The sequence below is a fragment of the Paracoccus liaowanqingii genome (assembly GCF_004683865.2).
Classification (GTDB): Bacteria; Pseudomonadota; Alphaproteobacteria; order Rhodobacterales; family Rhodobacteraceae; genus Paracoccus; species Paracoccus liaowanqingii.
Window position 1 is genome coordinate 68,192 of record NZ_CP040762.1, and the last position, 13,945, is coordinate 82,136.

Annotated in this window: 13 protein-coding genes; 5 read left to right on the forward strand and 8 right to left on the reverse strand. The window is 58.1% G+C overall.

Going from position 1 to position 13,945, the window contains the following annotated elements; translation table 11 throughout:
* Positions 1-17: 17 nt before the first annotated feature.
* Complete coding sequence (locus E4191_RS18935; protein ID WP_139615978.1) at positions 18-245, forward strand: helix-turn-helix domain-containing protein; 228 nt, start codon at positions 18-20, stop codon at positions 243-245.
* Between the two features lie 374 nt (positions 246-619).
* Here E4191_RS18935 and E4191_RS18940 read toward each other — a convergent pair whose 3' ends face one another.
* Positions 620-874 (reverse strand): hypothetical protein, encoded by a 255-nt coding sequence (locus E4191_RS18940; RefSeq protein WP_139615979.1) that lies wholly within the window; start codon positions 872-874, stop codon positions 620-622.
* A gap of 254 nt (positions 875-1,128) precedes the next feature.
* On the opposite strand from E4191_RS18940, the gene E4191_RS18945 reads away from it, so the two are divergent.
* The 3 genes from E4191_RS18945 (at position 1,129) to E4191_RS18955 (ending at position 5,447) form a co-directional block, all read left to right on the forward strand.
* Complete coding sequence (locus E4191_RS18945; RefSeq protein WP_139615980.1) at positions 1,129-3,093, forward strand: OmpA family protein; 1,965 nt, start codon at positions 1,129-1,131, stop codon at positions 3,091-3,093.
* A gap of 213 nt (positions 3,094-3,306) precedes the next feature.
* Positions 3,307-3,807 carry a hypothetical protein gene (locus tag E4191_RS18950; RefSeq protein WP_139615981.1) on the forward strand — a complete coding sequence of 167 codons (501 nt, stop codon included), beginning with the start codon at positions 3,307-3,309 and terminating at the stop codon, positions 3,805-3,807.
* A 431-nt stretch (positions 3,808-4,238) separates the two neighbouring features.
* Positions 4,239-5,447, forward strand: coding sequence for a penicillin-binding protein activator (locus E4191_RS18955; RefSeq protein ID WP_139615982.1), 1,209 nt, complete (start codon positions 4,239-4,241; stop codon positions 5,445-5,447).
* A 481-nt stretch (positions 5,448-5,928) separates the two neighbouring features.
* Here E4191_RS18955 and E4191_RS18960 read toward each other — a convergent pair whose 3' ends face one another.
* The 7 genes from E4191_RS18960 to E4191_RS18995 all read right to left on the reverse strand — a co-directional run bounded on the left by E4191_RS18960 (position 5,929) and on the right by E4191_RS18995 (position 13,102).
* Entirely contained in the window at positions 5,929-7,152 is a 1,224-nt protein-coding gene (locus tag E4191_RS18960) for an AI-2E family transporter (RefSeq protein ID WP_139615983.1), read from the reverse strand.
* Positions 7,153-7,552: 400 nt separating this feature from the next.
* A complete protein-coding gene (locus E4191_RS18965; RefSeq protein WP_228461859.1) occupies positions 7,553-8,065 on the reverse strand; it encodes a DUF1236 domain-containing protein in 513 nt (170 codons plus the stop codon).
* A gap of 855 nt (positions 8,066-8,920) precedes the next feature.
* On the reverse strand, positions 8,921-9,910 hold the full coding sequence (locus tag E4191_RS18970; protein ID WP_139615984.1) for a phosphotransferase: 990 nt from the start codon (positions 9,908-9,910) through the stop codon (positions 8,921-8,923).
* 525 nt (positions 9,911-10,435) lie between these two features.
* Positions 10,436-10,642 (reverse strand): cold-shock protein, encoded by a 207-nt coding sequence (locus tag E4191_RS18980; protein WP_135819143.1) that lies wholly within the window; start codon positions 10,640-10,642, stop codon positions 10,436-10,438.
* 176 nt (positions 10,643-10,818) lie between these two features.
* Positions 10,819-11,238, reverse strand: a complete 420-nt coding sequence (locus tag E4191_RS18985; RefSeq protein WP_139615985.1) for a Phasin — start codon at positions 11,236-11,238, stop codon at positions 10,819-10,821.
* Between the two features lie 155 nt (positions 11,239-11,393).
* Positions 11,394-11,846, reverse strand: coding sequence for a hypothetical protein (locus E4191_RS18990; RefSeq protein WP_139615986.1), 453 nt, complete (start codon positions 11,844-11,846; stop codon positions 11,394-11,396).
* 131 nt (positions 11,847-11,977) lie between these two features.
* On the reverse strand, positions 11,978-13,102 hold the full coding sequence (locus E4191_RS18995; protein WP_176562809.1) for a hemerythrin domain-containing protein: 1,125 nt from the start codon (positions 13,100-13,102) through the stop codon (positions 11,978-11,980).
* 211 nt (positions 13,103-13,313) lie between these two features.
* On the opposite strand from E4191_RS18995, the gene E4191_RS19000 reads away from it, so the two are divergent.
* Positions 13,314-13,886 carry a PaaI family thioesterase gene (locus E4191_RS19000; RefSeq protein WP_228461860.1) on the forward strand — a complete coding sequence of 191 codons (573 nt, stop codon included), beginning with the start codon at positions 13,314-13,316 and terminating at the stop codon, positions 13,884-13,886.
* Positions 13,887-13,945 lie beyond the last annotated feature (59 nt).

Genomic DNA, 13,945 nt, shown 5'->3' on the forward strand with positions numbered 1-13,945 from the left:
AGAGAGCGGGCAGCCCCATGACGAGACTGACGATGAGGAAAATCAGACTAGCACTGCGGCTGCATGCCAGCGGATTGTCGACGCGGAAGATTGCTGAAAGCCTCGGCGTCGAGCAGAGCACGACGTGCGATTATCTCAAGCAGATCGAGCGCGCCGGTCTGATGTGGCCCCTTGCGGCGGAGATGACGGACGCGGCGTTGGAGGCGCTGCTGTTTCATCCGACCGGCCAAGATGGTTGTCGCTGAACACGGCGGCCCCAACCGTCTCGTCGCGGCTCGGCCGGACTGGCCGGAGATCCACCGCAATCCTCGGCCAGCTGCTTGACCATACCCACGTCCTTAACATACAGGGCCGCAGCTACCAGCTCCGCGATCTCGAAGACGCCCTGAAGGGCTGATCCACGCCATCAACACGCAATGACCGCCGGCCCGCGGCGCGCGCTCTGACCCGTGGCGATCAGCGCGCCCCCGAGCCCGCTGCGTCGCACAACAGCTCGTAACCCTGCATGTCGCCTTAGCTCGTAACACTGGGTGTCGCTGGACAACTGTCCGGGAAGGCAACTGCCGCAGCAATCCGACCGTCGCCCACCATAGCACAGGCCGGGGATTGGACTGGGCCTTCACGCCGCCTGGTCCTCCCAGGCCACGATCCGAACACCGAGGGAGATAAGATAGCGCGCTACAGGGCTATGGAAATCCCCGGAAGTGACAGAGGCATCCATTACGGCATAGATTGACTTCGCCGTCTCATACTCGGCCGCCGAGGTGATGTCCGCGGCTCCGCCGTCGGCATGGAAATGATCGAGGACCGCGTCGACCTGATCCTCCGGCATGCCCGCTGCCAAAAACATCTTCCGATAGTCACGATGCTTCATGTTAGCTCCGCATGCCTGAGTAAAGTGATGGCTATTTCCATGCCTGGTTAGGCCTGGGCGCAGATGGACGATCTACCGTGGCAAGCCTATTGCAACCCAAAGATGAACTTGGTGGTTATGACAGCTGCTTCGACGAGGTCTCGAGCAGTAACGCAAACCGCGAGTCGGTGTAGGCGTCCGGACTTATCTGGAACCTTTTCGTGGCCATCTTGTTCTGTTCTCGCACTACCTTAAGTTGTAACGAAGGAACAGATATGCGCAGGATCTTCCAGAACACGACTGCCATCGCAGCCTGCCTCTCCTTGCTGGCCCCACACATGGCAGCAGCTCAGACGGCAGCTGATGGCGATGCACAGGTGGTGCAGCCCTCCGCAGCAGACGCACCGCAAACCACTGCGACTGAGGCAACCAAATCGGATGCCGCGCCTGTTGACGGCGAGACCGCTGCCGAGACAAGCTCTGATGACGCTGTCGATGCAGGGCCTGCAGCCGCGACGACAGCCGCCGAGGCCCAAACGACTGCAGCAGATGTGGAGGCCACTTCCGAGACAGCTGCTGAAGCGACTTCCGAAGCCGACCCCGCAGGAAATGAAGCGGCGCTGGACGAGGCCATGGCTGCGGAGCAAGACGGTACCGAGGGTGCTACAACTGAAACGACCGGAGCTTTGTCGGAAGCGGAAATGACCGCCACGGATACCGATAGCGCGATCGACGCCACCACGTCGACCACCGCTGAAGCGACTTCGGCTGAGACGACTGCAACAGGCGCGCAAGCCACTTCCGATGCGGCGGGGGCGGAAGCTACCGCCGACGCCGACGCCGCCGGCAACGAGGCGGCGCTGGACGAGGCAATGGCTGCGGAGCAAGTCGGCGTCGAGGGGACCACTCCCGAGGCGAGCGGGGCGGCGTCAGAAGCGGAAATGTCCGCTCCGGAGCCTGATAGCTCAGTCGAAGCCACGACATCGACCAGCGCTGAGGCTGCTTTAACGGAAACGACAACGACCTCTCCTGTCGGAGCTGAAGCCGAAGCCGACATGTCCGGTGCTGATACGGCGACGACAACTGCTACCGGGGCCGACGCGACTGAAACTGCGACCCAAGGCGAAGCCGCGGTCGGGTCGGATGCAACCGATACAGATGTGGCACCGGAGGCCACTACCGAGGTCAGCGACGCACCCACCGCGGCCGCGTTGGACGATTCGGCCAGCGCCGAGATTGTCGAGGAAGAGGTAACCGAAGAAAACAGTCGCTCGTCCAACGAGGATTTCGCCACCACTCTGCAACAGGCCACCTCGATCGACGGCAGTCAGGAGCGTTCCAGCGACAATGACGACAGCAATGATTTGACCAAGGCTATTCTGCTGGGCCTGGGCGGTGTGGCTGTGGGTGCAATGCTGAGCAACAACCGCCAGGTCGCGCTGTCGACCTCTGACCGTATCGTCGTGACACGTCCCGATGGCACCCAGCAACTGATCAAGGATGACGTCGCTTTGCTGCGCCAGCCGGGCTCAACCGTTGCAACCGAGAACTTCGATGACGGATCTTCGCGCACCGTCGTTATGCGCTCGGATGGCAGCCGCGTCGTAACGATCCGAGATGCCGATCTGCGCGTCCTGCGCCGCACGCGGATCTCGGCTGACGGCACGCAAACTATCCTCTTGGACGAGACCTCGGTTGTGGAGCCTGTTGATGTCGCAAGCCTGCCAAGCCCAGCCCAAAGCTTTGGTGGCGCCACTACCGATCTGGACGAAGCACAACTGCGCGATGCCCTTATGGGAGAATTGGCCGTCGACCGACGTTTCAGCCTAACGCAAATCCGCGACATCGCGGAGGTTCGTTCGTTGGTCGCTTCCGTAGACGTTAATGCCGTCACGTTCGAGACAGACTCAGCAGCCATTGACGCTGACCAAGCCAAGATGCTGACAGCCCTGGGGAACGTCATCCGCGACGCGATCGATAGTAATCCGAACGAGATTTTTTTGGTCGAGGGGCATACGGACACCGTAGGTGACCCCGCGGCCAACCTCGCCTTGTCAGACCGTCGCGCCGAGTCCGTTGCGCTGGCCTTGAGTGAGTACTTCCAGGTTCCGCCGGAGAACATGGTCGTTCAGGGTTATGGCGAGCAGTTCCCGAGGATCCTGCAGGAAGGCGACGTTCGCGAAAACCGACGAGCATCGGTCCGTCGCATTACCGATCTCTTGCAGACTGCTTCCAACTAATCGGTCTGATAACCAAGGCTTGCTGGCGGTCCCTTGACGGGACCGCCATTTTCAACACCGCAGTCCAAGACGATCGGGCTATCCGGGTGGTAGGCCAACCGAGCCCTGCCAAGGATGATCCTCGGCCGAAAAAGCTGAGCTCCCAACTTAGTCCTGCAGATCCATGTTTAGACAGCTTATGCGATATCATTCCAATATCAATTCATCTAATGATTGCAGAAGTGGAGCCGCACCCTCTATCTGAACATCGACGCTTGGGAGAAGGCAGATATGGTTAAGTATATGTTAGCAGTGTCTGTCACCATGATTATTGCGGCCTCTGCGCAAGCTGGCTGCGTCGGAACTGTTGTGGCGGGGCAATGTGCCGAGGCACTCGCAGATAGCCCCTATCTGGCAATGTCCCGCCATGAAATTTCCGGCTACCAAGGTAGTTCAGGCTTTGTCTATCGAGATGACCTGAATAGTCCGAGTGAACTGAACGGTAACCGTATAGACCTGGCAGCCAAAAGGCGCGACGCTCAAGGCTTGGACATTGGTGGTACGCAAGACCAGGATCTGGATCAGTACAGTGACACCATTTTTGGCAACCAAGGAACGCCTCTCAGCACGGCGTCCTGCTCTAGCTCCACGGAAATGGAAAGGAGAAGGGAGACCCAAGCGAGCTTCTGGGCCTTGGCATCTTTCCATAAGTGTTGGCCCCGGCCCGAACAGTGAGCAACCATAAGGCCAGTGGCGTGGCGTAAGTCCGACGAACGAAACGCCCCGAAGCTGGTCGGCACAAAACGTCGCGCTTGCGGCGCAAATCGACCACGGTGTCGACGAACAGTTGATGAAAGACCAGCCACTGCGATCGCCGCAGGCGTCGGCGCCGAGCCAAACCGAGCATGGCAAGGAGGGCGATTGCCTACTTTCCACATGACAGCACTCCACGCACCCTGCGAAGCGAATAACTTGCATGCTCTGCGCACAAACTTACAAAAATCAGCTGCAGGTTATTCTTGGCAACCCTAGGGAGATCCGCGCGTTCTCTTGGATATGTGAGTGCGGCATATGGCGCCGCCCAAGGCCAAATTTCCCAGTCAGGGCATAACACGCAGCCAGCCAGCAGCCGCGACCGTCAATAGCTTGCAGCAAGGAAGTTCAATATGCTTACCTCCCCCAATACCCCGACAGTCTCGGGCCCATACCGTGCCATCCTGAAGACCGGGGCGATCATCTCTGCCCTCTTCCTTGCTGCTTGCGATACGACTGCGGCCACCGACCGCGCCTCCGGCCCCGAGATTGGCCAGCTGATCAACCCTGCCGAGCCGCTGCGGGTCGCGCTGCTGGTGCCGGGGGGGAACGGCTCCCCAGATTTAGAGTGGCTGGCTCGAAGCTTGAAGAATGCCGCCCGCATGGCGGCGGGCGATGCTGAGGACGTCAGTGTCGACCTTCGGATCTACGACACGGCGGCATCGGCTGAAACCGCCGTGGCTCAGGCAAATGCAGCTGTCGACGCCGGCGCACAGATCATCCTTGGCCCGTTGTTCGCCGAAAGCGCGAATGCCGTCGGCAACGCGATGATGCCGCGCAACATCAATGTATTGACCTTTTCCAACAACACACAAATTTCTGGCGGCAATGTTTTTATCTTGGGCAACAGCTTTGACAATATTGCGGATCGGCTGGTGGGCTATGGCACGCGGCAGGACAAGCGCAACATCCTGATTGTCGCCGAGGATGACGTGGCAGGCCAGCTTGGCGGTCGGGCAATCGAGAACGCCATCAAGCGCAAAGGGGCTCACTTGGCCGGCCGCGTGAACCACCCTGTTTCCATCCGCGGGATCAATGCCGTGGCACCCCGGATCGCGCAAGCCGCTGGTTTGGACCAGGTTGACGCCGTCTTCATGACTGCGAACACCCATGCCGTACTGCCTTATCTAACTGAGACCCTTGCAGCGGCGGGCGTCCGCTCGCCGGGCATGCAGATGATGGGCCTGACCCGGTGGGACCAGCCGAACGACCGGTTGAGCATGCCGCAGTTGGCCGAGGGCTGGTTCGCCATTCCCGACCAGAGCCTGCAGCGCCAGTTCGAGGCGCGCTATATCCAAGCTCATGGCGAGGCGCCCCATCAGCTTGCATCGCTGGCCCATGACGGGGTGGCGGCCATCGCCTCTCTGGCCCGCGATGGTCGGCGTAACGCATTGACGACTAGTGGGCTGACACAGCGGGCGGGCTTTTCCGGCATTGGCGGGGTTTTTCGGCTGCAGCGGGACGGCACCATTCAGCGCAGCTTGGCCGTGGCAACTATTCGCAACGGCCAGCTGGTGATCCTCGATGCTGCTCCCCGCAACACGCGGGGCTTCGGATCGTGACGGCGGAAAGGTGCAGCAGAATGCCCACCCACGTCTCGGATCATCTTGCACCTTCTGACCAGCCGTCAGACGAGTGATATGAATTCGCCGTCGCTCGTGAACGAGGTTGGCGCTACTGCCGGTCAGGAGCTGCGCCTGGTGAGGCTTGGTGCGGACAAAGCAAGTCTTCACGCAGATGACGAGCGCCCCCGTTTGACGGATTTGGTTGATCCATGCCGCATAGGTCTCGTTAACAACAAGCTCCTTGGGGGCATCGTTCATTCGGATGTGAGCAAGTTCAGTATTGCCCCGAGCCGGTCGGACTGTGATCGATCTTATGAGGGAGGCGTTGAGCGTGATCTTCCTATCATAGCCGTACTCGGCGATCTCGATGAACATGCGCTTTTTTCAAGGCAGGTCAGCGTTCAGGGTAGGCATACAGCCTGAACTTGCTGAAGGCCAATCCATCAAAGGCAGTCTTCAGCCGCGCCAACCTCAGAGGTTATCGCATAGGTTGGGCTCCTTCTCCCCGCGCGGGGGAGACGTCCGTAGCATCGGCGCCGTCGGCGCCCAACTCCTGGGCATCAGTCCTACCGTCATCCCCCAAGGTCGGGGGAGCATCCCCCGCGAGGAAATTGGCGAACTTCTCCCCTCCCGGGACATGATCTGCCAGGACGCGCATCACGACCAGTACAGGTACCGCGATGACCATACCAATCACCGACCATAGCCATGCCCAGAGCGCGACTGCCAGAAACACCACCACCGTGTTCATCTTCAGTCTACGAGAGACGAAGTATGGAGTGATGAGTTGCCCTTCCAAGGCTGTAAGTCCCAGATAGGTCAGAGCCACCATGGCCGGCCAGAACAACCCCGGCATGACGACGATCGCGACAAGTCCAGCAGTGGCAACGCCGGTGATGGCGCCCAGGTAGGGGATGTAGTTCAACAGGAAGGCCCCAAGGCCGAAGAGAAGCGCGCCGGGCATCCCCCACGCCCACATGGCCAGTCCAACGGCAATACCCAGGCCAATATTGATGATGGTGATCGCACCCAAGTAGTTGCCAAGCGAGTCCTCAATCTCCCGCAGAGCCAAATAGGCCCCGCGCTTGTCGCGGAGCCGGTCGAAGCTCTGCAGGATCTTGAGATAAAGAAGATCGCCCGACGCGATCATGAAGAACAGCAGGATCATGGTAAACACCACCTGCCCCAGCAGCAAAGGCGCGGTCTTCATGACCATCCCGAGGGTCGTCTCCCGCTCTTGTTCCACCAGAATGGCTGCAGGCTGATCGGGACCCGCTTCAGGAGCCTGAGCGGTATCGATGGTGCGGGCAGCCTCCCGTAGCCCGGACAGACTTTCACCGATGCTGTCGAATTTCTGATCAAGCTGATAGGAGATGATCGGCAGTCGGCTCATCGCCTGGCCAAGCGGTCCGCTGGCTGCATAGCCAATTACTGCCATGCTCGCCAGTATCGAGAGCGTGATGCCGGTAGCGGTGAGCACATCAGGCACTCCACGTCGCTGCGCTAAGCGGCGCAAAGGCGTGAAGACAAAAAACAACAAAGCTGCCAATGTCACAGGCATCAAGAAATCCCGACCTTCAGCAATTGCTGCAAACGCTAATATGACAAAAATGCCGATGACAGCCCAATTAGCCAATCGAGGGACAGAGCTTTCCTCAGCAACTCTCTGACCTGAATATGCCACTTTTCCTCGATCTGACATTAATTACCCACCAAACGTCTATTTATTTACTTCTGAATTGCGTCAGCTTCAGTAGGCAAGAGGTCAGTTTGAGATCATCTGTGATCGCAAAACAGCTGTTGGATAATGTAGAGTACAATAGGAAATTACTATTGTTGAACCATTCAATCTAGACAATTTTATGCAATGATAATCGGGCAAATAAGATTCGTGCTTACTATTTTTTGCCTTGAGTGATGTATTATTATGAATTTAGGACGGTCGGCAAGCAGTGACGGCCAAACGCAAAACTGCAGTTTAAATTTTTTTACGGTACTTGGTAATATGCGGGGTATTAGTGCTCTAAGTTATCAAACAGTTTTCAACCATCACGCCGAAAGCAGCGCAATCCTTGCGCTGCTCTCAGTTTAAATGTGCGAAATCAGCGGTAAATATAGATAATGTTGCGATCCGTAGGGTTTACGAGAACGGTCTGACCGTTGATTTGAGCATACCTGTAATCAGGCTGTTCGGGCACGTCGTAGAGGGTCACTGTCTCAGGAACGCCAGCCCCTAAGACGACCTCACCATCAAGGTAAACCGGCTCAACCGTATTTGACGTGACATAGGTCGTGACCTCTGAAGTCGGCTCCACGTTAGCCTCCGCACCAGCGACGCTTCCGATCGCCGCACCCGCCAGAGCACCGACAGGTCCGCCGATAAGTGCGCCCATGGCCGCTCCGCCCAAACCGCCGACGGCCGAGTCTTGTTCGGTCGTCGGATCCTCGGCAGGTGCTTCAATGATCGCGACGCCGACCGTCTCCCGGTTCGGATAAAGCGATACGACTTCCTCGCCCGCAGTCACGTTCAGGTAGTCGCCATAGGACCAGCCCTCGACGCTGCCCGACGCAACTTCGCACCAATTCGCGCTGTCGATGCACCCGCGAACAGTCACGTCCTCCCCTACCATGATCGCGCCGATGACCGGATGCTAAACACCCGGGCCGGAGCGGACGTTCAAATCCGTCGACACAGTCGCAGAGGTTTGGGCCATGGCTGCAGTCGACAAGGTCAAACCGGCCACGACAGTGGCAATAAAACGTACACGCATTCCATTCTCCTCGTAGCGACAGATTGTCGCGCTACGAGTATACAACCACAGATTGCTTTGCTAGTTCCACAGATTCCTTGGCTCTCTTGTACTATTGCGCCCCCTGTGGCGGATATCGTCACGCTCGTGTGGAGAAGCTGGCTTTACGCAACAGACTTGGAAACGGATCAAAATATCCATGCCGGCAGAAACAGTGATCAAAAGTCCAAACATGGGTGGGGCAGACTGGACACTCATTTTTGCCTGATAGGCACATTATGAGGTTGGTTGGGGGAGTGCAGAAGGTGATCCACCTTTCAGCGTTTGTGCAAATCTGCAGCAATCCATTACCTGAAGCCAAATGACTTAAGGCTGAATCGCCACCACCAGTTTTGGCGCGACGTCAAGGTCGATGCTTTTGGAGTTTGATCCCCCAATGTCTTTTGGTCTTCAAGATCTCGAAGGGCGTCAGAGCCTGCAATGAGGTGCTCGCGCCACTTCTCCACCTGCCTGACCGAGATTGTCATTCTTTGTTCTCCATCCATCGCGACCCTTCTATTCTTGTCCAGATCAGATAGGATTTTCGCAACGGCAAGGGACTGTAGTCTATGGTTCATTTCTCTCTCCAAATATAGCGTGTCCCCGTTCCTTCTGGCAGCGCATGGCCTTGGCCTTGGGAAAATACACCGTTAGCTTCCAGATAGCCGCCGAAGCAAAATACTACGAATCCCTGCGGACATTCAGCGTCAAGCGGTTGACCTTGCAGTTTGCCCAATATGTCATTGCAATTTCCATCTTGGGCCGAAGCTCGGGAAGACGCGCTCCGCGCCGTAGATAAAACTCCAGCAAGTTCTTTCCGATATGAAAATGAATAGCCAGTCGCTCGATGGTGGAAATAGGGCCGTGGGACCCGCACAAGCTATCGAAAAGCGTCCGGTCAATTCCACTTTTGCGATCTGGCGCCGGTGTCATGTCACTTTGCAGCCATACCAGCATGCGCGCGAGGTCGTGAGCTACCGGTATGGGGTCTGCGATCTCCATATCAATCCCGGTCAGGATCAGCCTTTCGCCTTCTTCTGCGATGAAGATATTCTCGGAATGAAAATCGCCATGAGATATGCCGAACTCGACCTGTTGATGATGCAGTTGTCGTGTCGTCCGCTCCATCAGGGTAAGGTGATTGCGCAGCAGCTGGGTATTAATCGACGGGTCCGATGCATACCTTGAGGCGAATTTGGACAGACTGAAATACCATTTCCATGCCTGAACGGCCCTCTTCTCGCGGCCGGTGATCAAACACCCAAGCCACTCACCAGCACGCTGCACGATGGCTCGGCGCTGTTCCGCATCGGCTGTCAGGAAGATATCCCGCATCGGCCTGCCCGGGGCTTGGCTCATGATCAGAACATTGCACTCCGCAAGCTCGACCAGTGCGCGGACAACCTGGTTCTCTCCGTCCATGACTTTGCCGGCTTGCCGAAGCCGCATGCTGGCTGCTTCTCGTCTTTGGGCGGCATTGGTGCCTAGGAAGCACTTCAGGAAGGCAGTGTCATTTTTATGTTGCACTTGCAGCACCTGCTGCCGAGTACCGTTGCGAAGTACACTTTCTACGACCATGCCTTGCAAGGAGGGATGAAGATGCAACGTGGCGGGGACGACGGATGAAATATTGATGGCTAAACTCCCTCTCGGGCAAAAGCACATTGTCATCTAATTATTACGTCAATGACACATTCCGGCAAACCTAGCTTTTTCACCATGGTAGGTGTCGGCCAGTGCGTCGTCGCGGACGGCTAGCTACTTGCCGGTGGATCGTGCTTCAGTAGTCTATGAAGAGGCGGTGAAGGATTATACGGGGCCAGAACGGTGTTCCATCCCTATGCAATTCAAACAGAGATGGTCCGGGGTTTTCGACCAGTTTTCCCCTCGGCCCCCTGGAGGCGAGCGACGTCGCCCGAAAAATTACGAACAGCGAGACCGTCACCGTGAGGGGGTACTGCATCGGTGGAACCCTCATGGCGATGACGCTAGCGGTCCTCGCGGCGAAGGGGGACAAGCGGTTCCTCTCCGCCAGCTTCATGGTGTCGCTGCAGGACTTTGAGCGGGTTGGGATAGGGAACTACAGCCCAGCCATTGTACGCGGCATATATTGCGCGTTACCAAACTCATCCTTGACGAATAACGAGAACAGCATAGCCGCTGTCCTCGTTCGTGCCTTGCTTGGGGCGCGCTAGATCAGGCCAGAGACAGGTTCACCGCGCTCTCGCGATTATCTCGCCCGGACTCGATGTCAAAGCTGACTTTCTGTCCATCAGCCAGCGTACGAAGGCCCGCACGCTCAACGGCGGAGATGTGGACAAAGATGTCCTTGTTGCCGTTGTCGCTTGCGATAAAGCCGAAGCCTTTCGTTTCGTTGAACCATGTAACTGTACCGGTTGCCATCATGCCATCCTTGATAAGGTTGCGCAGCAAATCTGCTCCCTTCAAGAAAGACCCTGTGTTGCCTGTTGTCGAGGCTTTACGACGGTCCAAAGAAAGTTAGCGGCCAAGTCGCAGTTTGCGGCCGTCAATAAACAATGGGCGGCCAGGCCGCCCCTTCTTGGTCGTGGTTCCAGGGATCACTCCGACTTGTCGCTCGTTGCCTTTCCGGCCATGTTCTGAGCATCAGAGCCAATGTCCTTGCCGGCGGTCAAGAGCAAGTCGACCGTGTCCATCTGGACCTTCTTGGCCACTTCCGCATACGCAGCCATTTGTTCGGCAGCGGTTTCCGCGGTGGCAGACGCGAAGTCGCTCATGGCCTTGGCATATGCGGAAGGCTCGTTCTTCACCGCGGCCAGCTCGCCAATGCGGGTGATCGCGTCCTTGGACCACCGGGCCGAAATCTCAGTCGAGCGCTCGGCCGCGGTCAGCGCCATGCGTGCCAACTTTTCACCAAGCAAGCTCTGCGACTTCATGGCGTCCTGCATCGACGAGGTGCTGATAGGAAAGTTAGCCATCATGTCCTGCATCATTTTCATATGGTCGGGGGTCTTTGCCATATCGCTCACTCCTGGTGCTGCAGCGATCGAGAGACCGAGGAACGTATCGCTGCTTCCATCCCGTGCAACCGAGTAGATGCTGCAGTGCAGCATTGCAAGCATCTGGTGTTGCGTGGCAGCATTATCCCCCTGCCCCCGTCCCGCCTTCGGCTGTGCTACCGCAGCCGTTCAGCGTTGGCTGTGGCCTGCTGATGCACAGGGGCCAGCACCAGGCCACCGGCATCCATGCTGCGGGTGATTATCCGGGTTCCATGCGCCATCCAGCGGTCGGCAAGACCTGCCAGGTCACCCGTGCTCAAGGGTCGTCCGCCAACCATCACGCGGCTAAGATGCTGCGCCTGCTCGGAGGCATCCACCAGCAACGCCGACCAATGGGCCACAATGACCTGGTTGACCTTCGAGATGGCCACCACCTTTTCAACCACCATATCGGTGATCTCTGCATAGTCGCCTTCGGCAGGGCGACAGGCGGCATTGCCCATGATGCTCACGCGCGCGCTTATCACACTGCCCGAGGCCGCCATCGTCTCGCTTGCCCGCAAGCCTGTCGTCATCATGCCAAGGCCGGCGCATGCCAGCTCTGTCCATGCATTCATGCCAGTCATCATCTGCCTGTCCTTGTTCGGGTCGGACGAGGCAAGGGCACAGCGACAGGCACTGCTACCCTTGTCTCGATGCCGTGGAGATGCGGCGGTGCTGCTTGCAACGATGTTCCCTCCCACGGAGAATGGATTGGCTTCTACGCGGTGTCGCTGCGATGAGCCTGGAGCGGGCTGGGCCCCTGCTCCGAGCCGCGCTGCGCAATCCGGAGCACCGCAGCCCGGCGATCCATCCAGTTCTGCATGGTGCTGGTGGCAAATTCCTTTTGAACCTCTGCGATATCCTTTAGCGACCGGGACCGCATCAGCTGCCGAGAAGCTTGGGCATTGGCGCGAGCGGCCCTGCCAAACCAGTCCATCCAGGCAAAGGAAATCTCCGACACGACCTGCGTCGAGACGGCCGGCGAACTCTTGGCGGCCTGCAGGTCGCCGAATATTTCCCGTGCTGTGTCGCCATAGACCGACATTGCCTCGCGGGTGTCTGACGCGATCTTTTGCGTCCGCCCGGCAAGGGTCCCGGCGATGTCATGGGTGCGGGCCTCGGCGGTGGTCGAGCCCTCATCCATCACATGGGCAACCGTCTCAGTGACTTCGCGGGCGGCGCGTTCCGCCGCCTTTCGGGTACGGACGGCAGCACGCTTGGCTGCGGCGGCTTGCTTTTCCTGTTCAGCCTCTCGCTTGGCCAGTGCCAGTTCTTCAAGCTTCTCGTCACGCTTCTCCTTGCGGATCTTTGCGGCCCGTGCGCGTGCCTTTGCTGCGGCCTGCTCTTTTTCCTCGGCCTCGCGCTTGGCCTGGGCGGCCTCCTCGCGCTTTTCGTCACGATCGGCTTTCCTGGCCTCTTCCACAGAATCCTCAATACCAGTGGCCATGTCGGCTGCCTCCTCGTCGGTCAGCACCTTAAGAACAGCCGGGAGAAGCTCTTTGCGTTCATTGCGAACGTACTGCTGGAAACCCTTCTTCAGATCGGCGAGGGCCTTGAGGAAGGCATCATCGTCCTTCGGCTGACCAGACAGCTTTTCCAGCGCGGCGCGCAGGTCCTTGTTGCCCTTCAAGGCATCGGCCGCCAGGTCCTTGGTCTCGGCATGCTTGCGAAGCAATGGCAGAAGATGCTGTTCCTCGATCTCGACATAGTGAGAGAGTTCGTTGCTCAGGTCGGTAAACAGGTTCTCGCGCGTCTTGATCGCCTGGTTCGAGGTCGCGGAGAGCTTGGTGATCAGGTCGGCAGCTTTTTCGGAAGCGGCTTGGATTGTCTGGCGGAGGGTCATGGGAATATCTTTCTCGGATGCTGCCTTGAACTGGAAGCACCAATCAATGCCTCCGCCGAATTGCAGGGGCATCATGTGCTATTACGTCAGGACAGCTCGGGTAGACTCATCCAACGGGGAGGCGCTGAATGTCATGCTGCAGTGCGGCATAACACCTCTTGGTGACCTTAGGTTGCAATAAGCGGCCGTTTTGTGGAATAGGCGCTTCCGCATGCGCTTGTCACGAAACCCTGATGGGTTTTTGACGGTCGGCGGCGCAGACCTCCTGCAGTATGGTGAGAACGATCCCGAGGCATTAAAGAGGGCCAAGCCTGAAGCTTTTCAATTCTGCCCCAACCAACCTAATCACTGGAAAGAGATCTTCATGCACGAAGGCGAACACCTCCTCCTCAACGGCGAACAGCCTCCTTTTGCGGACCTGATTGGCTTTCGCACAGTTTCGGCTTCGCGTGATGAGGTGGTGGCTGAGCTGCTCGCAACCGAGGCGCTGACAAACCGCAACGGCGTCCTGCATGGCGGAGCCATCATGGCCTTCGCTGATCACCTTGGAGGATTGGGCGCTATTGCAAATCTCCATACGGGCCAGGCAACCACAACCATCGAAAGCAAGACAAATTTCCTGCGCCCTGTCTCCGTGGGAGATGTGCTGCGCGGAGTTTGCGTTCCCCTTCACAAGGGTCGGACGACGCAGGTTTGGCAGACGACGGTCACGCGCCGTGACGGGAAAGTTGTCGCCATCGTCACACAGACGCAAATGGTGCTGGATCAGTTTCAAAGAGCCTGATCGCAGGCAGGGGCCATCGGAAGGGTCCATTCACCCGTCGGCCAGACTGCCCGAGATGT